This window comes from Cellulosimicrobium cellulans (assembly GCF_016907755.1).
Classification (GTDB): domain Bacteria; phylum Actinomycetota; class Actinomycetes; order Actinomycetales; family Cellulomonadaceae; genus Cellulosimicrobium; species Cellulosimicrobium cellulans_D.
In genome coordinates, this window is the sequence record NZ_JAFBCN010000001.1 from 2633729 (window position 1) to 2652019 (window position 18291).

The 18291-nt window shown below is 75.0% G+C and carries 18 protein-coding genes and 2 tRNA genes; 16 read left to right on the forward strand and 4 right to left on the reverse strand.

The window, feature by feature from the left end:
- Positions 1-5 precede the first annotated feature (5 nt).
- Positions 6-78: transfer RNA gene (locus JOE63_RS11405), tRNA-Gly, on the reverse strand.
- 176 nt (positions 79-254) lie between these two features.
- On the opposite strand from JOE63_RS11405, the gene JOE63_RS11410 reads away from it, so the two are divergent.
- From JOE63_RS11410 to JOE63_RS11435, 6 genes are all read left to right on the forward strand, one after another.
- Positions 255-1358, forward strand: a complete 1104-nt coding sequence (locus JOE63_RS11410; protein WP_087471939.1) for a chorismate-binding protein — start codon at positions 255-257, stop codon at positions 1356-1358.
- Entirely contained in the window at positions 1355-2275 is a 921-nt protein-coding gene (locus JOE63_RS11415) for an aminotransferase class IV (RefSeq protein WP_204541452.1), read from the forward strand. The genes JOE63_RS11410 and JOE63_RS11415 overlap by 4 nt, the downstream gene beginning before the upstream one ends.
- Positions 2276-2329: 54 nt before the next feature.
- A tRNA-Val gene (locus JOE63_RS11420) sits at positions 2330-2401 on the forward strand.
- Between the two features lie 204 nt (positions 2402-2605).
- A complete protein-coding gene (locus tag JOE63_RS11425) occupies positions 2606-3124 on the forward strand; it encodes a TrmH family RNA methyltransferase (RefSeq protein WP_204541455.1) in 519 nt (172 codons plus the stop codon).
- 52 nt (positions 3125-3176) lie between these two features.
- Complete coding sequence (locus tag JOE63_RS11430; RefSeq protein ID WP_087471951.1) at positions 3177-3467, forward strand: helix-turn-helix domain-containing protein; 291 nt, start codon at positions 3177-3179, stop codon at positions 3465-3467.
- A gap of 168 nt (positions 3468-3635) precedes the next feature.
- Positions 3636-3821 (forward strand): hypothetical protein, encoded by a 186-nt coding sequence (locus JOE63_RS11435; protein ID WP_204541458.1) that lies wholly within the window; start codon positions 3636-3638, stop codon positions 3819-3821.
- A gap of 47 nt (positions 3822-3868) precedes the next feature.
- Here JOE63_RS11435 and JOE63_RS11440 read toward each other — a convergent pair whose 3' ends face one another.
- Positions 3869-4414 (reverse strand): arsenate reductase/protein-tyrosine-phosphatase family protein, encoded by a 546-nt coding sequence (locus JOE63_RS11440; protein ID WP_087471952.1) that lies wholly within the window; start codon positions 4412-4414, stop codon positions 3869-3871.
- Positions 4415-4658: 244 nt separating this feature from the next.
- Between JOE63_RS11440 and JOE63_RS11445 the strand changes: the two genes are divergently transcribed.
- From JOE63_RS11445 to JOE63_RS11485, 9 genes are all read left to right on the forward strand, one after another.
- Positions 4659-6419, forward strand: coding sequence for a DUF4012 domain-containing protein (locus JOE63_RS11445; RefSeq protein WP_204541462.1), 1761 nt, complete (start codon positions 4659-4661; stop codon positions 6417-6419).
- 95 nt (positions 6420-6514) lie between these two features.
- Entirely contained in the window at positions 6515-7081 is a 567-nt protein-coding gene (locus JOE63_RS11450) for a hypothetical protein (RefSeq protein WP_087471954.1), read from the forward strand.
- A 204-nt stretch (positions 7082-7285) separates the two neighbouring features.
- Entirely contained in the window at positions 7286-8809 is a 1524-nt protein-coding gene (locus JOE63_RS11455; protein ID WP_204541465.1) for a sugar transferase, read from the forward strand.
- A complete protein-coding gene (locus JOE63_RS11460) occupies positions 8799-9923 on the forward strand; it encodes a glycosyltransferase family 4 protein (RefSeq protein ID WP_167551062.1) in 1125 nt (374 codons plus the stop codon). The genes JOE63_RS11455 and JOE63_RS11460 overlap by 11 nt, the downstream gene beginning before the upstream one ends.
- Positions 9920-11023: a glycosyltransferase family 4 protein gene (locus JOE63_RS11465; RefSeq protein ID WP_204541468.1), complete on the forward strand. Its 1104-nt coding sequence runs from the start codon at positions 9920-9922 to the stop codon at positions 11021-11023. Before JOE63_RS11460 ends, JOE63_RS11465 begins: the two co-directional genes overlap by 4 nt.
- Entirely contained in the window at positions 11020-11961 is a 942-nt protein-coding gene (locus JOE63_RS11470) for a polysaccharide pyruvyl transferase family protein (RefSeq protein WP_087471958.1), read from the forward strand. The genes JOE63_RS11465 and JOE63_RS11470 overlap by 4 nt, the downstream gene beginning before the upstream one ends.
- Positions 11958-12302 carry a hypothetical protein gene (locus tag JOE63_RS11475; protein ID WP_087471959.1) on the forward strand — a complete coding sequence of 115 codons (345 nt, stop codon included), beginning with the start codon at positions 11958-11960 and terminating at the stop codon, positions 12300-12302. Before JOE63_RS11470 ends, JOE63_RS11475 begins: the two co-directional genes overlap by 4 nt.
- Positions 12299-13525 (forward strand): hypothetical protein, encoded by a 1227-nt coding sequence (locus tag JOE63_RS11480; protein WP_157759627.1) that lies wholly within the window; start codon positions 12299-12301, stop codon positions 13523-13525. The genes JOE63_RS11475 and JOE63_RS11480 overlap by 4 nt, the downstream gene beginning before the upstream one ends.
- A gap of 256 nt (positions 13526-13781) precedes the next feature.
- On the forward strand, positions 13782-15149 hold the full coding sequence (locus tag JOE63_RS11485) for a hypothetical protein (RefSeq protein WP_087471961.1): 1368 nt from the start codon (positions 13782-13784) through the stop codon (positions 15147-15149).
- On the opposite strand, the gene JOE63_RS11490 is transcribed toward JOE63_RS11485, so the two are convergent.
- Both JOE63_RS11490 and JOE63_RS11495 read right to left on the reverse strand, forming a co-directional pair.
- Positions 15137-16270, reverse strand: a complete 1134-nt coding sequence (locus JOE63_RS11490) for a glycosyltransferase (RefSeq protein WP_239576693.1) — start codon at positions 16268-16270, stop codon at positions 15137-15139. The genes JOE63_RS11485 and JOE63_RS11490 overlap by 13 nt on opposite strands.
- Before the next feature lies 1 nt (position 16271).
- Entirely contained in the window at positions 16272-16805 is a 534-nt protein-coding gene (locus tag JOE63_RS11495) for an acetyltransferase (protein WP_307840044.1), read from the reverse strand.
- Between the two features lie 77 nt (positions 16806-16882).
- Between JOE63_RS11495 and JOE63_RS11500 the strand changes: the two genes are divergently transcribed.
- Positions 16883-18268, forward strand: coding sequence for a glycosyltransferase (locus tag JOE63_RS11500; RefSeq protein WP_244286143.1), 1386 nt, complete (start codon positions 16883-16885; stop codon positions 18266-18268).
- Positions 18269-18291: the final 23 nt, after the last annotated feature.

An 18291-nucleotide genomic window follows, 5' to 3' on the forward strand; every position in this document is an offset into this window, starting at 1 on the left:
CTCCGAGCGGATGACGGGATTCGAACCCGCGACCCTCACCTTGGCAAGGTGATGCTCTACCAACTGAGCCACATCCGCGCGGCCGGACCCTGGAAGGTGTCGAGGAATCGCTTCCCGCTGCCCTCCGGCGTTCCGGCGCGTCCCAGACATTAGTCCACGTTCGCGCCCGGAGTCCAACCGGCGCCGTCCCGCGCGCGTCGTGCGCGTCCCGGACCCCTGCCGGCTGGTCCGCACGCGGTCGGTAGCGTGGTCCCGTGCCAGGACCTGGGAGAACGTCGTCGAGGCCGGGGCTCGCTCACCTCGCGGACCGCGCCGCCACCGGTGTGGTGGAGGTCGTCGACCTGTGGCGCGACCCGGAGCGGCTCGCCGACGACGGGCCTTGGTTCGTCGTGGCCGACTTCGACGCACCCGCTCGCGGCGGGCGGGCGCGCGCGTGGCGGTTCGCCGAGCGCATCGACCCGGCGGAGCTCGCCCGGAGCGACGCGGGCGGGGACGCGTGGCGCGGACCCGCGCCGTCGGGCTGGACGAGCTCGATGGACCGGGCCGCGTACGAGGCGGCGGTCGCCCACGTGCGCGACGAGGTCCTCGAGGGCGAGGTCTACCAGGTCAACGTCTGTCGCGTGCTGTCCGCCCCGCTCGTCGGCCCGGACGGGGGCGAGCCGGACGCCCTTGCCCTCGGCCGTCGGCTGGCCCGGGGGAACCCGGCGCCGTACGGGGGCGTCCTGCACGTCCCGGCCGGCTCCGGCGTCGATCCGGTGTGGGTCGTGAGCGCGTCGCCCGAGCTCTATCTCCACGTCGTGGACGGGGCGGTCACCTCCGGCCCCATCAAGGGCACCGCACCCACCCCGGACGGGCTCACCCCCAAGGACCGCGCGGAGAACGTCATGATCACCGACCTCGTGCGCAACGACCTCCAGCGCGTGTGCGACCCGGGGACCGTCGAGGTCACGGACCTGCTCGCCGTCGAGCCGCACCCCGGCCTCGTGCACCTCGTGAGCACGGTCACCGGCCGTCTGCGTCCCGAGTTGCGCGACAGCGCGGGCCTGTGGCCGGCGCTGCTCGACGCGACGTTCCCGCCCGCGTCCGTGTCCGGCGCCCCGAAGTCGTCCGCGCTCCGGATCATCGACGCGCTTGAGCCCGTCCCGCGCGGCCCGTACTGCGGCGCGATCGGCTGGGTCGACGGCGGCGAGGCGGTGCTCGCCGTCGGGATCCGGACCTTCTGGTGGGCCGACGGCGTGCTCCGGTTCGGCACCGGGGCCGGGATCACCTGGGGGAGCGACCCGGCGCGCGAGTGGGAGGAGACCGAGCTCAAGGCGCGGCGCCTCGTCGGCCTCGCCTCCGGCACACTGGAGCCATGAGCCCCGCTGCCGCCACGACGCCGACGTCCGACCGTCCGTCCGAGAACCTCGTGATCTGGGCCGACGGGCGCCTGGTCCGTCCGGGCGAAAAGGCGCTGAGCGCCGTGGACCACGGCCTGACGGTCGGGGACGGCGTGTTCGAGACGTGCGCCGTGTTCGACGGGCAGGCGTTCGCCCTCACCCGGCACCTGCGCCGGCTCGCGCGGTCCGCCGCCGGCCTCGGGCTCGACGCGCCGGACGAGCAGCGCGTGCTCGACGGCGTCGCGGCCGTCCTCGCGGAGGCGGACACGCGGACGCGGGCAGGGGCGGGCGACGTCGGGCGTCTGCGCATCACCGTGACCGCCGGCGTCGGCCCCCTCGGGTCCGGCCGCACGCCCGGCGCGCAGACGGTCGTCGTCGCCGCGGGACCCGCGACCATCAGCCCCGCCGGCCGAGCCGTGCGCTCGCCGTGGACGCGCAACGAGCGGTCCGCCGTCGCCGGGCTCAAGACGACGTCCTACGCCGAGAACGTCGTCGCCCTTGCCGACGCCGTCGCGCAGGGCGGCGACGAGGCGCTCCTCGCCAACACCGCGGGCGACCTCTGCGAGGGCACGGGGGCGAACGTGTTCGTCGAGCGTGGCGGCGAGCTCGTCACGCCGCTCCTGGCGTCGGGCTGCCTCGCCGGGATCACGCGCGAGCTGCTGCTCGAGTGGGCCGCGGAGGACGGGCTTCCCGTGCGCGAGGCCCGGCCCGGAGAGCTGCCGTTCGCGGTGCTCGACGAGGTGACCGCGGGGGAGGCCGCTCTGCTGCTGACCGGCTCGGTCCGCAACGTCCAGCCCGTGACCTGGATCGACGGTGTCGAGGTCGCGGCCGGCGAGCTGTCGCTCGCCGCGCGCGAGCTCTTCGAGCGGCGTCGTCGCGAGCGTCTCGACCCCTGATCCGGGCCGGTTTTTCGATCCGGTCCGTTTCAGGCTAGTATCGACCTCGCACTCGGGCGATTGGCGCAGTGGTAGCGCGCTTCGTTCACACCGAAGAGGTCACTGGTTCGAACCCAGTATCGCCCACCCGAGATCGAGGCCCGGAACCGCATGGTTCCGGGCCTTTGTCGTGTCGAGGACATGCGTCGTGACGGCCGGTGGACAGGCCGACGCGATAGCCTGGCGCTCCGCACGACGACGCACCGTCGTCGTCCGACGATGGCCCGGCGCCGCCGCTGAAAGGCGCCTCACGATGAACGACAACTCCTGGGGAGCCCCCGCGCCGCGCCGATGAGCGAGGCCAGGTCGAAGCCGCGCGAGCTGCGTCGCGCCCGTCGGTCGTCCCGGCACGGCTGCTGGGGACATCTGGTCGTCGCCCCCTTGTGGGTCGCGTACGACGCCAACCTCGGCACCCTCCTGCGCACGTGCGACGCCGTGGGGGCGTGCCTCGCCGTGCCGAGCACCCCGCACTACCGGCGGGCGCTCGCCGTCGGCGACACCCTCAAGGGGCGCCGTCCCTGCCTCCACTGGGTCGCGCCCTCGAAGGAGGCGTGGCTCGACGCCGAGCGGGCCGCCGGGAAGCGGCTCGTCGCCGTCGAGCTCGCCGAGGGTGCGACACCGCTGCCGCGGCTCGGTCCCTCACGGGAGCCGACGGTGCTGCTGCTCGGGCACGAGCGGCACGGCGTGCCGGACGATGTCCTCGCGCGCGTCGACGAGTGCGTCGAGATCCCGATGGCGGGCTGGGGTGCGAGCCTCAACGTCGCGGTCGCGGGCAGCCTGGTGCTGTACCGCCTGGCGGGCCTGGCGTGAGGGCCGGGGGCGTGCGGTGCGAGCGGCAGGGAAGGCTCCTAGGGTTCTCGGCATGTCGAGCAGGGGGTCGTACGTCCTCGCGTCCGTGTCACGCGCGGTGCGCACCGTCGAGCTGGTCGCCGAGTCGGGGGCGATGCGCCTGGCCGAGCTGGCGTCGTGTCTCGGCGTGAGCCGGCCGGGGGCGTTCCGGATCGCGCAGACCCTCGTCGCGCACCGGTGGCTCGTTCAGGGCATGGACCGCCGCTACCGGATCGGGCCCGCCGTGCGGGCCCTCTCCGCGGACCCGGGGCCGGGTCCGGCGGACGGTTCGGCGCAGCGCCCGGGACGCTCGACCGACGCCTGAGGCGCCGAGGTCGTCTCGCCATCTGAGCGACGCCGTCGGCGGGGGCGGGTGAATGTTCGCGACAAATCGCTCGCACATGCCGGAGATAGCGTCGATACCGGACGAAGCGGCCAGTTCTGGACAGATGTCCAGCCTGCGAGCCGCCGGGGTGCCGTGCAGGCTGCCCGCATGCTCTGGGTGACGGTCGGCTGGGTAGTGGTCGTTCTCGGTGCAGCGACCGCGATCGTCCTCGCGGGACGTGCCCGTCGCCGTGGCGCGACGGGTGCCGAGGGCCTCGCCATCGGGTGCGGCGGAGGCCTCGCTCTGTGGGGGGCGGTCGTGGTGGTGGTCGTCACGGTGCTCCAGCGACCCTGACGGCAGCCGGTCCCCCTCCTTGTGCAGGGGGCAGGGAGGTGGACCGGTCACCCTCGCAGGGCGGTGACGAGGCGCTGCGCGTCGGCCCCGATGAGGTCGAGCACGCGGCGGTAGACGTCGTCCGACCGCCCGTAGGGGTCCTCGACGTCCGGCGCGTCGCGCTCCATGTCGAGGCTCGCACGCGCGCGGGGCGCTGCGACGACGACGTCGGCGAGCCGCGCGGCGTCGTCGGTCCCGGGCGTCCTGGGGCCCAGCCGTTCCGCGATCGACGCGAGCTCCGTGAAGAGGAAGGACCGCCGGAGCGCGGACGGCGCGAGCTCGAGCACCGCGGCCCGGTGCCGTCGCGTCATCGGGAGGACGAGGTCCCCGGTCCGCACCAGGTCCTCGGTGAGCGCGCGGGCGACGAAGCCCGACGGGTCGAGACCACGATCCGACAGGAGACGGGCCATGCTCGGCGCGACAGGTGCGCCGACCACGGCGCCCGTCCCGGCGCTCGTCACGACCACGGAGTCGTCCAGCGCGGCACCGAGCACGAGCTGTGCCGCGGGCGAGCGGCAGATGTTCCCGGTGCAGACGACGAGGACGGAGAGCACGCTTCAGACCTCCTTGCGACCGTGGGTCTGGGTAATGTAGCGCGAGCGGCGGCCCGCACCGGAGCCGTCGCACCGGGGGCGAGTCGCAGGGGGCGGCATGGTGCACGACGGGTGGGGTCCACGGTGGTCCGGGGCTGCGACGCTGGTCGCGCCCTCCGCGCGACCGGAGCCGGAACGAGGTCGTCCCGTGTCGCGGCGACCGTCCCGCCGAGCGCCCTCTCCGCGGCTGCGCAGGCGCGTCGCCGTGGCCGGCGGGATCGCCCTCGTCGTGGCGCTGGCGTGGTCCGCCTGGCTGGTCACGGACGTCCTGCGCGCGCGTGCCGCGCTCGAGGACCTGGCCTCGACCCTGCCCGCTCTGCAGGAGCAGATGCGGACCGGCCGGGACGCCGGGGCGGCGATCGACGACGTCCGACGGTCCGCACGCGTCGCGGCGTCCGTGACGCACGGCCCGCACTGGACGGTCGCCCGTGCCCTGCCGTTCGTCGGTGACGACGCGCGAGCCCTCGGGGCGGTGACCGGAGCCGTCGACCGGGTCGCTCAGGACGCCCTACCGCGCCTCGCCGACGCCGTCGCCGTCGCGTCCCCGTCGGCCCTCGCTCCGACGGCCGGGGCTGTCGACCTGGGGCCGCTCAGCGCTGCGCGCGACGACGTCGTCGCCGCCGACCGCGCCGTCGCGGCGTCGTACGAGACCGTCGCGGGCATCGACACGACGACCCTCGTGAACCCGTTGGCCGCCGCCGTGGACGACCTGCGCGAGCAGCTCGGCAGCGTCGCCTCCCAGACGGCGACCGCCGCACGAGCGGTCCAGCTCGTCCCCCCGATGCTCGGTGCCGAGGGTGCGCGGGACTACCTCGTGCTCGTCCAGAACAATGCCGAGCCGCGCGCGACCGGCGGGATCGCCGGTTCGGTGCTCCACCTCCGGGCGGACTCGGGCGCCGTCGAGCTCGTCGAGGTCCGTCCGGGCAGCGCGCTCGGCGCCTTCCCGGAGAGCGTGGTCGACCTGAGCGGCTCCGAGGCCGCGCTGTTCGGCGACGACCTCGGCAGGTACATGGTCAACGTCACGTCCACCCCCGACTTCCCGCGCGCCGCACGCGTGGCGCGCGAGGCCTGGCTTCGGCAGACGGGTGAGGAGGTCGACGGCGTCGTGGCCGTCGACCCGGTGGCCCTCGCGGGGGTGCTCGGCGGGGTCGGGCCGGTCGAGGTCGGGACGCCGGACGGCGGGACGCTCCGGCTCACGACGGAGGACGCAGCCGCCTACCTGCTCAACGGCGTCTACGTCGACCACGCGGACCCGGCGGAGCAGGACGCCGTGCTGGCCCTGGTCGCCCGCCAGGTGCTTGGCTCGCTGACGGCCGGGGCGGGGGACGCCGGAGCACTCGTCGACGCGCTCGCCCGGTCGGCCCGGGACGGTCGTCTGCTCGTGTGGTCCACCCGGGCCGCGGAGCAGGACCTCCTGACCGGCACGGTCCTCTCCGGCGAGCTCGTGGGCCGGCGCGCCGACCCGGCGGGCGGCCCGACGTCTCCCGTCGTCGGGGTCTACCTCAACGCGACGACCGCGTCCAAGACCGGCTACTACCTCGACTCCACCGTGGCGGTCGGCGACGTGACGTGCCGCCCCGACGGCTCGCAGGCCTTCACGCTGCACGTGACGCTCGCCTCCACGCTCACGCGCGCCGAGGCGGCAGGGCTGCCCGAGTACGTCCTCGGGGCCGGAGGGGACGGCACGATCCGGACCAACCTGCTCGTCTACGCACCGCAGGGTGGGGGGATCCGCGGGGCGTCCACGGGCGAGGGCGAGCCCGGGCTCTTCGCCCAGGTGCACGACGGGCTCGTCGTCGGAGCACGGTCGGTCGCGCTCGCGCCGGGGGAGTCGGCCACGTACGAGTACGAGGTCGTCAGCGGCAGGAACCAGCGCGGCACTGTTTCCGTGAGGAAAACTCCTGGTGCCAGGAATGAGACGACGGCCATCCCGGCTGTCGGGTGCGGCACGGGTGTGTTCTCCTGAGGGAGCACGGCGGGGGCACGTGCGACGACCGGTGTCGATGACGTCGGTCGACCGGAGGCCCCCGCGTCCGACGACGAAGGCAGGGGGCCTTTGACATGAAGCTTCGACGCGCAGCGACCACGCTGCTCCTCGCCGCGGCGCTCGCCGCGGCACCGGCCGTCGCGTCCGCCTACGAGGCGGACGAGTACGAGGTCGGCGTCTCCACCACGACGCCCGCGGTCGGCGAGACGTTCACCGTCACGGTAGGCGGACCGGCCGGGAACCCGACGATCACGCTGACGATCTCGTCGCCCGACGTCCCGGACGGCGCCATCTCGATCGCCGGGACGAAGGCGTTGACCAAGGACACGGTCGACGGCTTCGCGTCGTTCGCCGTGACGCTCTCCGAGCCCGGGACCTTCTCCCTGGTGGCGACCGACGCGAACGGGACCGTGCTGTCGAGCCAGCAGATCGTCTCCGTCCCCGCCTCCGAGGGAGCCGACGGCACGGGCTCGGGGGCCGACTCGGCCGACGGTTCCGGCGACGGGACCTCGGGCGGGCTCGCCGAGACCGGGTCCGACGACGTGCTGCTCCTCGGCGGCGCCGTCCTGCTCGTCGCGGGTGGCGCGACGGCCGTGCTGGTCGCGCGCAGCCGTCGCCGCTCGGCGGGGACCAAGGCCTGATCCGGGCACCCGTCCTTCGACGACGGGTGCATCGCAGGCACACCGGTCGCCCGGCGACCGGCCGCCGCCGTGACGACGACGTCCGGACCCGCGGCGGAGAGCTCGGCAGACCGTCGGCGACGGCGGCGTCCGGCAGGCCCCTCGGGGCGGTCGCGCGTCGGCGGACCCGTCGGGGCTGCGTCCACGGACGTCGCAGGGGGCACCATGACGCTGGAGAAGGATCACGAGGTCGACGCCGTCGACCTCGAACGGACGGGACGGCAGGTCACCACGCCGTCCTTCGACACCGGACAGCTCGTCCGGATCGCCCTCGGCGCCTACCGGCGCCCGGGCTGGAAGCCGCGGCTCGCGCGCCGCGTCGCCGCCGTCGACGCGCTCGCGGTGGGCGCCGCGATCACGACGGCGTACCTCGTGCGGTTCGACGGGATCGACGGGACCGTGCTGGACGCCCAGTACGTCGCCATCTCGGTCGGTCTGCTCGTGGTCTGGTGGTGCGCGCTGCGGGCGGCGTTCTCGCGCGACAGCCGGAGCCTGGGCTCCGGAGCGCCCGAGTACGGGCGCGTCGTGAACACCACCGTCGCGGTGTTCGGCGTGGTGGCGATCGCGGCCTACCTCGTCCGGTACGACCTGGCGCGGGGGTACGTCGCCATCGCGCTGCCCGTCGGCCTCGTCCTCCTCCTGGTGGGGCGGTGGGCGGTGCGGCGGCGGCTGGTCCGCCTGCGCCGGCGCGGCCGTTGCCGGTCGCGGACGCTCGTCGTCGGCGGTCGCGACGGAGCCGCCCACCTCGTGGAGAGGCTGCGCGAGGCGGCGGACAGCGGCTACCAGGTCGTGGGTGCGTGCGTCCCGGGGGGCGCCGTCGAGCCGCACGAGACGGTGGCGGGCGTGCCGGTGGTCGGCGAGGTGGGGGACACCGCGCGCCTCGTCGAGCCGCTTCGGGCCGACACGGTGATGGTCACCGGGTCGGACCTCGTGACGCCACGGACCGTCAAGCGGCTCGCGTGGGACCTCGAGCCGTGGGGTGCGGACCTCGTCCTCGCGCCCGCGCTGACCGACGTCGCGGGACCACGCATCCGGACCCGGCCCGTGGCGGGGCTGCCGCTCCTGCACGTCGAGGCGCCGGGGTACTCGGGCCCGCAGCACGTGCTCAAGCGCGCGTTCGACGTGCTCGGTGCGCTCGGACTCCTCGTGCTCTTCTCCGTCCCGCTCCTCGCGACGGCGCTCGCGGTGCGGCTCACGAGCCGCGGTCCGGTCCTGTTCGCGCAGGAGCGCGTCGGGCTGCGCGGCGAGCCGTTCACCGTCCTCAAGTTCCGGTCGATGGTCGTCGACGCGGAGTCGCGGCTCGAGGACGTCCTCGGCGCGGGCAACGTGGGTGTGTTCTACAAGCCCAAGCAGGATCCCCGGGTCACCCGGGTCGGTGCGTTCATCCGCCGCTACTCGATCGACGAGCTCCCGCAGCTCTTCAACGTGCTCGGCGGCTCGATGAGCCTCGTCGGACCCCGTCCGCAGGTCTCGCTCGAGGTCGACCAGTACGACGACGAGATCGGACGGCGGCTGCTCGTCAAGCCGGGGCTCACCGGGCTGTGGCAGGTATCGGGCCGCAACAACCTCACGCTCGAGGAGAGCGTGCGGCTGGACCTGTACTACGTCGAGAACTGGACCGTGACGGGGGACCTCCTGATCCTCCTGCGGACGCTGCGAGCGGTGGTGGGGCGTGACGGTGCGTACTAGACCGAGGGTCGCGATCACCCAGCCCTACGTCCCGGCCTACCGGGAACGACTGCTCGGCCTGGTCGTGGAGGGGCTCGGCGAGCACGGTGTCGACGCGCACGTCTTCTACGGGGGCGATCCCGAGCAGATGCGGCGACGCCGGGGCCGAGGCGACATGGTCGAGGCGCCCTGGGCCACGGAGGTTCCGGTACGCGTGGTGCGCGTGGGTCCCGGCGGGCGTCACCTGGTCCGTCGCGCGGTCCCCGCGGGGTGGCGCGACGCGGTGCTCGTCACGGAGATGCAGGCGGGCAACCTCGACGCGCTGGCAGCCGCGCTGCGCGGGCGACCCTACGTGACGTGGGGCCACGGCGCCTCCTACACCGCCGACGAGGTGACGCTCGCGGGGCGCTGGGAGGCCTGGCTGAACCGCCGCGCGCGGCACGTCCTGACGTACACCGAGGCAGGACGCCGCCACGTCCTCGAGACGGCACGCGTCCCGGCGGACCGCGTCACGTCGTTCGGCAACAGCACCGACACGCGGACGCTGCGGCGCGAGCGGGCCGCCCTCGACGATCGGGACCTGGCCGCCTACCGCGACGCCGTCGGGCTGCCGGGGGACGGACGCGCCGCGCTCCTGCTGGGGGCGCTCAACGAGCACAAGCTGCCGGACCTCGTCGTCGGGACCGCGCGCGAGGTCCTCGGTCGGGACCCGGACGCCTGGCTCCTCGTCGCAGGCGACGGACCCGCCCGGCGGGTCTTCGAGGACCTGGCCTCCGAGACCGGCCGCGTCGTGGTGCTGGGTCAGGTCGACGCGCGGGGGACCGCGCGCGCCGCCGCCGTGTCGCGGCTGCTGCTCAACCCGGGGCGGGTCGGGCTCGTCGCGGTCGACGCCCTCGCGCTCGGGTTGCCCGTCCTGACCAGCGACGCCGGCCGGCACGCTCCGGAGATCGAGTACCTCACCGAGGGGTCCGACCTCTTCACCGTGCCGGGGACGCCGTCCGACCTCGCCGACGCGTGGCTGCGCCTCGCCGCGACGGACCGTCCGGCGGGGACCGCGGGCGAGGTGCCGTCGACGGAGGCGGCTGCCGAGCGGATCGTGCGGTCGGTGCACGCGGTCGTGAAGGAGGCGGCATGAGGGTCGTCCACTACTACGCGCGGTTCCTGGCCCATCCTTCCGGCGTGACCGACTCCGTCGAGAACTGGGTGCGCCAGGCGCGTCGCGCGGGGTACGAGGCGGTGGTGCTGTGCGCGAGCGTCCCGGCACCGCGCGAGGTGCCGGAGGACCTGCGCGGGAGCGTGCGCACCGTCTCGCACCTCGGGCGGGGACGCACGAGCTGGGTACCGACGGGCCTGGCCCGCGACGTGCGGCCGGGCGACGTCGTCTACCTGCACGAGGGCTGGGTCGTGAGCAACGTCGTCGCGGCGCGGAGCGCCCGGTCACGCGGCGCGGTCGTGGTGCTCATGCCTCACGGCGTGTACGAGCCGGGCATCACGTCGCGCCTGCGTGACGTGGCCGGCACCCGGCGGGCCGCCGAGGCGTCCGTCGTGCGCCGTGTCGACTGGCTGCACGTGTTCTACCCGTCCGAGCGACGCCTCGTGGACGACGTCGCGCGCGGCCGGACCGCGCCGGCGCTCGTGCTGCCCAACGGCGCACCCGCGCCCGAGGAGGTCCCTCGCTGGGTCGGGACGGGCGACTACTTCCTCTGGATGGGCCGGTACGACCCCGACCACAAGGGGATCGACAACCTCCTGCGCCGCTGGGCCGAGCTCCCGGCGCCGCGCCCACGCCTCGTGCTCGCGGGACCCGACTTCCGGGGTGGACGCGAGCGGACCGCCCGGCTGGTCCACGAGCTCGGACTCGACGGGACCGTCGAGCTGCGCGGCAACGCGCGCGGGGAGGAGAAGTGGCTGCTCGTCACGGGCTGCCGCGCCTACCTGCACCCCTCGCGCTGGGAGTCGTGCAGCATCACGATGCTCGAGATGCTCGCGGCCGGGGTCCCGACCGCCGTCTCGTCGACGATCCACGCGGCGGAGCCGTTGCGGTCCGCGGGCGCGGCCGTCGTCGCCGATTTCGCCCGCCCCTCCGGTCTGCTGGGGCCGCTCGAGGAGGTCGACGGGAACCGCGATCTCGGCCGTCGCGCCCGGGAGTGGACGGAGGGCTCCGCGACCTGGGAGCGGGTGGGTGCGGAGTACCGCGGCTGGCTGAGCAGCATCGAGGAAGGAGCGGTCCGATGATCGTCGTGGTGGACCCGGGAGCGGCGTCGACGAACGTCGGCGACCGGATCATCTCGGAGGCCGTCGATGCGGAGCTCGTCGCGCCCCTGCGCGACCGTGGCACCGACGTCGAGCTCGTGCCGATGCACGGTCGGCTCGACGCGACCCATCGGGCAGCACTGCGCGACGCCCGGTCGGTGGTCGTGTGCGGCACGAACCTGCTCTCCGACCACATGCGTTTCCGTCGCGCGTGGCACTGGCCCGTCGACGACGTCGACCTGTGCCGGGGGAGGCTGACGTTCCTCGGTGTCGGCTGGTGGCAGTACCAGCGCGCGGGGATCGACCCGGTCTCGGCGGCGTGGCTGCGGTCGCTGGCCGGTGACGTGCCGTGGGCCGTGCGCGACGAGTACTCGCTCGCAAGGCTGCGGCGCGCGCGGGTTCCCGCGGTGCACACGAGCTGCCCGACGCTGTGGGGCGTGGAGAAGCAGACGCTCCCGTCTGACGAGCGGCGCGTCGTGGTGACGTTCACCGACTACAGCCAGGACCCGCTGGCCGACCGGAGGCTCGTGCAGGCGCTCGCCGAGCGCTTCGACGAGGTGCTCTTCTGGCCGCAGGGCCCCGGCGACCGCGAGTACGTCGACGGGATCCGGGCCGGCACGGGCACGATGCTCGGCCCGCGCCTCGAGGACTTCGACGCCGCGCTCGACGCACCGGGGACGGCGTACGTAGGGCTCCGGCTCCACGGCGGCATCCGGGCGATGCAGCGGGGCGTGCCCACCCTCGTGCTGTCGATCGACAACCGTGCGCGGGAGATCGCGCGGTCGGTCGGCCTGCGGGCGCCCTCGCGCCATGCGGCCCGGCGCTACCAGGAGGACCTGCGCTCGGGCGAGGTGGTCCGCATCGACGTCCCGCGGGACGCCGTCGACTCCTGGCGCCGCCGATGGGGGATCGAGCGATGACGCGCGGACGACCGGAGGCGACGGCCGTGCTGGCCGTACCGGGGCGGGCCGTCGCGGACTCCGACCGCGCGGCCGACTTCGTTCTCGTCATCGACGAGCGGCAGTGGCACGAGGCGGCCCGAGCCGGGCTGGACCCCGTGGCCACGCACCTGCGGTTCAGCGTCACGGACCGCCGATCCGACTCCGCGGCCCGCCTCGGGCGGTTCGTCATGCCCTGGCGCTGGCGCCGGACCATCCTCAACTCGGGCATCGGGGTCGTGTACTGGAGGCGGGGTGCCCCGCTGGCGCCCCGGGTGGGCGCGCTGCTCGCGGGGAGCCGGGTCGTGAGGCTCGACGCATGACGCCTCCTGACGTGCTGCGGCGGTCCCTCGCGGTCCCGGCGGCGGCGCTGACCCGGCCGCTCGTCCTCTCTCAGGCCGCGGCCAGTGCGGCGGGGGCGGCCGTCGTGCTCCTGGGTGCCTGGCACATGGAGCCGGGCGAGTTCGCGAGCTTCAGCCTGGCCCTCCTCGTGCTGAACGTCGGGACCGGCCTGGTGCGGAGCGGGCTCTTCCAGCCGGCGCTCATCGAGCGCAGGACCGACCCTCACGCCGTGGTCCCGGTCCGCTATGTCGCCGTCGCCGCGGGGACGGTCGCCATCCTCGTCGCGGTCGCGGACCTCGCCGTGACCGTGCTCGGCGCGGGCGGGGCGACGCTGCTGGGGGTCCTCAGCGTCGCGCCGGTCGTCCAGGACTGGCTGCGGTTCCGCTGCATCGGCCAGGGACGCAACGGGGCCGTCGCTCTCTCGGACGGGATCCGTCTCCTGCTCGTGCCCGCCGTCCTCCTCGTCGCCGGCACGGCGCACCCGCTCGTGGCCTTCTACGCGGTGTGGTGCGCGGGCTACGCGGTCGCGGCGGTCCCGCTCGCGCTGGCGGCACGCCGCGTGCCCCGCTTCTCGCGGTACTCGGTGTACGGGACGCGTGCTCGCTCCCAGGCGTGGGAGTTCCTCGTCGCCCAGCTCGCCACGACGGTGCCGCTCCTCGTGCTCGGTGCGCTCTCCGTGAGCGCGAGCGTCGGCGCGTTCCGGCTGAGCCAGACGCTCTACGGTCCCGTGAACGTGCTCTTCGCGGCCGTCGCGCTGAACCTGCTCTCGGACGCGGTCGGCGAGACGGACCGGCCCGACGACGACGCGCTCGTCCGGCGCGCGCGGCGCCTCGGCCTGCTGTCCGCGGGCGGGGCGACCACGCTCGGTGCGGTGCTCGTGCTCGTCGCTGCGACAGGTGCGGTCCACCCGTCCGGCATCGAGCGGGGGGAGCTCGTCGTCGCGCTCGCGGCGGTCGGTTGCTTCGCGGCCTGCGGGGGGCTCGCGGGACCGCACCTCGTGGTCATGAGGATCTTCAAGGCGCAGTCCGTCGTGACGCGCGCGCGGGTCGGCATGGTCGCGGTGACCTGGTGCGGTTTTGTCGCCGGATATCTGGCCGGGGGGCCATTCCTGAGCCTCGCGCTGGGATTTGTCCTCGGGGGGGTCGGCTATGTCGTCTTCTTCCTTCCCGCGGCAGCGCGGACCTATCGCGCGGCGGCCCCGTGACACGGGAATGCGGTGCGGACCCGGTCATTGCGCAGCGCACTTTCTCCGCAGGGACGGAGTGGGCGCGGGGGACGCGTCTCCTCCCCGGCGTCGGGCACGTGCACCTGCGCGGCTCGAGGTCGGGACGGGGCGGTCCGTCGCGCACCCGACGCCCCGTCGCGGCCCGCCGGGCCGGCGTCGTCGGCGGACTGGCGGGTGACCCAGGCGGCGGTGGAGAGAGATGAGCAGGTGATGACGAGTGCATGACCATCCTGCGGTGACCGAGGAGCCGGCAGGCGCCGTCCCGCGAGCGGGACGGGTCGCCGGTCGCCCAGCGCGCCGGCGCACCGGCGGGTCGGCGAGACCTCCCCGCGGCGTCGCAGCCGTCCACGAGGGGCGCGGCGGGTCGCGCGACCCCGTGCTGGCGCTCGCGCGGGCGCTCCTGTACGGCGGTCTCGTCCTCGTGTCGCTCATGGTGCTGCGGGTGGGCGGCGGCATCACGGCGGGAGACGTCGTCCTCCTGACGAGCCTTGCGCTGTGCCTCGCGGCCGTGGGTCGTCCGCGGACGCGGCACCCGTACGGCGCCTGGGCGCTGCCCGCCGCGGTGCTGCTGGTGGTCGGTGGCTGTCTCGCGACGGCGGGCTCGCCCGCGCCGACCGAGAGCCTCGTCAGCCTCGTCCGCGTGCTCTACGTCGCGCTGGCGCTCCCGTGGCAGCTCGCGGTCCTCCTCGACGACGAGCGACGGCTGCGACGTGGGCTCCTCGCGTTCGGTGTCGGCGCGGCCCTGTGCTCGCTGGGGGCCCTCGTGCAGTTCGTGGTCGGCCCGGGCGCGATCCCCGGAGGGGTCGTCACGACCGCGGGCCGCTACACGGGGTTCACCGGCCACGTGAGCGACACCGGAGCCATCGCGTCGCTCGCGGTCGTCATCGGCCTGTCCGGGCTGACCCGCGGGCTGGGCAGGCTCCAGCGGCTCGTGCTCGTGGGCGTGGCCCTCTCGGGCATCGTCGGGCTCGTGCTCAGCGGCAGCGTGAGCGGCATGCTGGCGGCCGTCCTGGGCAGCGCCGCCCTTCTGCTCCTGCGTGGCATCCCGGTCGGGCGGGTCGCCGTCGCGGCCGTCGTCGCCGGGGCGGCGCTCTGGTTCGCGGGCGGCGTGCTCGGCGAGACGCAGGGTGCGCTGCGGCCGGCGGAACGGGTCCAGCAGGTGCTCGGGCTCTCGGGCGGCGACGCGTCGCTGAACACCTCGGCGTCCCGGTGGGACACGATCGTCCTCGGGTGGCGGGGCTTCCTGGAGGACCCGATCAGCGGGGCCGGCCTCGACGCCCGGTCCTCCCTCGTCGTCGACACGCTGGGTGTGCACAGCCTGCCGGTCGCGGCGCTCTACCAGGGCGGGGTCGTGTTCGCAGCGGGCCTGCTGGGATGCCTCGTGGTCGCGGCGGTGCGCGCCGTGCGATCCGTGCCCCGCACGGCGCTCCAGGCCCGTGTGTACGCGGTGGGGGTCACGGCGCTCGCGTTCAGCGCGACGGCGCCGAGCCTGTACAACCGCTACCTCTGGGTGCCGGCCGCGCTCGTCGCCGCCGCGGTCGCGTCGGGGGCGGGCGTCGGTGCAGCCCGAGCCGCCCGGGGCGCCGCGGCTCAGCGCGCGTAGGCGCGTTCCAGCGCGTCCGCGACCGCGTCCATCGAGTAGTCCCTCCGGACGAGCTCTCGCGCGCGGCGGCCCGCGTCCCGGACCTGACGGGGGTCGCCGAGGAACCGTGCCACCGCCGCAGCGAGGTCGTCGACGTCCTCGCCCACGACCACGCCCGCCCCGGCGCGCTCGACCGCTGCCGCGAGCCCGCACGTGCGCGTCACGACGACCGGCACCCCGCACGCCATCGCCTCGAGCGCGCTCATGGGGAACGGCTCGTCGACGGAGGGAAGGACGTAGAGCGACGCGCGTGCGAGCCGGTCCGTCGTCCGTTCGGGCGGTAGCGCGCCCTCCCAGGCGACCCGCGCGCGGACGCCCGCCGGGAGCGCCGCGATCCGGTCGCGCACCGCGGCGCCCTCGCCCTCGTCCGGCCCGACGAGCCGGAACCGGGCCTCGGGGAACCGTGGCGCGAGACGCGCGGTGGCGTCGAGGAACGCGAGGGGCCGCTTGCGGGGGTGCAGGCGGGCGAGGAACAGCACCTCGGGGTGGTGCTCGTGCGACGGCGGCCCGCTCGTCCCGCCGGCCGGCACGCCGTTGACGAGCCGCTGGACGTTGACCCGCGGGCCGAAGAGCGTGCGGAGGCCGGCCTCCTCGACGGGGGTGAGGGCGAAGCTCGTCGACGCGCGCGCCACGACGCGACGCGTGAGGACCGCGTCGAGGGGCGCCGCGAGCGGGTGCGAGGACGGCATGAGCATGCCGTGCGTCTGCGTGACGAAGGGCTTGCCCGACCGACCCCAGGCGAGCGCGGCCGGCAGGGTGACGAGGTCGCGGGCGAGATGGACGTGGGCGACGTCGGCACGAGCTCCGCGGGTCCGGATCCACCGCACCATCGACGGTGCGGCGAGCCCTGCGAACCCCGCACCCGGAGCGGCTCGCACGGCGGGAAACGTCACGACCGGCACACCGTCCCACATCGTGGGGAGCTCGTCGAAGCCCGTCGCCGCCGCGACGAGGAGCGCGTCGTGACCCCGAGCGCGCAGCGCCCGGACCTGGTTCGTCGCGACGCGGACGGGGCCCCCGTACGCGCCGTCCGGCGTGAGGAGCGTGGCGACGTGCAGGACGCGCAGACGGCGGGCGGCCATCTCAGAACCGCGTCCGGTCCGAGAGCGACCGGCCGTCCCAGACGCGGCCGTCGGGCACGTCGCCGCGGACGACCGACCCGGGTGTGACGAGCGCCGAGCGCCCGATCCGCGTCCCGCCGAGGACGACGCACCGTGCGGTGACCCATGCCCCGGCGCCGACGTGCACGGGGGCCGTCACGAGCCCCATGTCGGTGCGGTGCCGGTGGCTCCCCGTGGTGAGGAACGTGTCCTGCGAGAGCACGGCGTCGTGCCCGATCCAGACGTGGTCCTGGTTGTGGATCCACACCCCTTCGCCTACCCAGCAGTTTGCCTCGACATGAAGTTTCCATGGGAAGCGGACGCGTGTTCGCGGTCGGAAGACGACCCCGTCGCCGATGTCGGCGCCGAAGGCGCGCAGCACCGCGACGCGCAGGCGCGAGCTGACCTGCCAGGGGTTCGACACGAACAGCAGCTCGGCGGCACCCCACAGGTACACGAGCGCGCTCGGGCGCCCCCAGGCAGCCTTTTCCCCCGGTGCGTCCGCGAGCGGGACCACGCGGATTTCTCGGCGTATTTCCTGCGATGTCATCTGCCCCCCCAGCGAATCGGCCCGAACGTCGTTATCGTACGTGCGTGAGCACCTCGGGAATGCGCGTCCTGGTGATCGGCGCCAACTATGCCCCTGAACCTACCGGAAATGCGCCCTACACGACGGCGCTGAGCCGCGCCCTGGCCGCGCGCGGCGCGCGGGTGAGCGTTCTCACGACCTATCCGCACTACCCGGAGTGGCGCGTCCGCGAGGGCTATCGCGGGTGGTCACGGCGTGAACGGGTCGACGGCGTCGAGGTTCTTCGTCTGCGCCACTACGTGCCCCGGTCGCCCAGCTCCGTGCGCCGCCTCCTCGCCGAGCTGAGCTTCGGGGTGCGGTCCGCGACGACGCGCTGGCCCGACGCCGACGTCGTGCTGCTCGTCTCGCCGTCGCTCTTCGCGGCGGCCGTCGCGATGCTCCGGCTCCGCGCCGGGCGTGCACGCGGGACCGCGCGACCCGGCGCGCCGGGCGTCGTGCTCTGGACCCAGGACCTCTACTCGCTCGGTGTCGAGGAGACCGGGGCGGCCTCGGGCCGCGCGGCCCACGTCGTGAGCGCCGTCGAGCGCTTCGTCGCGCGCCGGGCCGACGCCGTGGTGGCGATCCACGAGCGCTTCGCGCGCCATCTGGGCGAGTCCCTCGGCGTCGACCCCGCGGGGCTGCGCGTCGTGCGCAACTGGACGCACCTCGCGCACGAAGCGGCGCTCCCGGACCGCGCGGCGGTACGCGCCGCCCAGGGGTGGCGCGACGACGAGACGGTCGTGCTGCACGCGGGCAACCAGGGGGTGAAGCAGGGGCTCGAGAACGTCGTCGAGGCGGCGCGCCTGGCCGACGCTCAGGACGCGCGGGTGCGGTTCGTGCTCCTGGGCGACGGGAGCCGTCGAGCAGTGCTCGAGGCGGCCGGGAGCGGGGTGCGCTGCCTGCAGTTCGTCGACTCCCTGCCCGACGCGGAGTTCCGTGCCGCGCTCGGGGCCTCCGACGTGCTGCTCGTCAACGAGCTCGCGGGGCTCGCCGAGATGTCCGTGCCGAGCAAGCTCACGTCCTACTTCGACGCGGCCCGCCCCGTGCTCGCGGCGTCGTCCGAGCGTTCGACGACGACGGCCGAGCTGCGCGCGTCCGGGGGCGGCGTCCGCGTGGACCCGCAGGACCCGCAGGCGCTCCTCGACGCCGTGCGGGCGCTCGCCGCCGACCCGGGTCGACGCGACCGTCTGGGAGCGGCGGGTCGCCGCTACCGCGACGCGAGGCTCACGGAGGACGCCGCGGTCGACGCGTTCGCGGCCGTCCTCGAGCGGCACGCCCGCGGTCCACGGGGGACCCGGGCCAGGACCACCACCGCAGGCACCACCACGACAGCAGGGACGGCCGCGACCGCGGGTGCTGCGCCGTCGGCGCCCGACGGCGCGGCGCGCGCCCCGGACGTCGTGCGCACGTAGCCACCGACCGCAGCGCCGCTGCA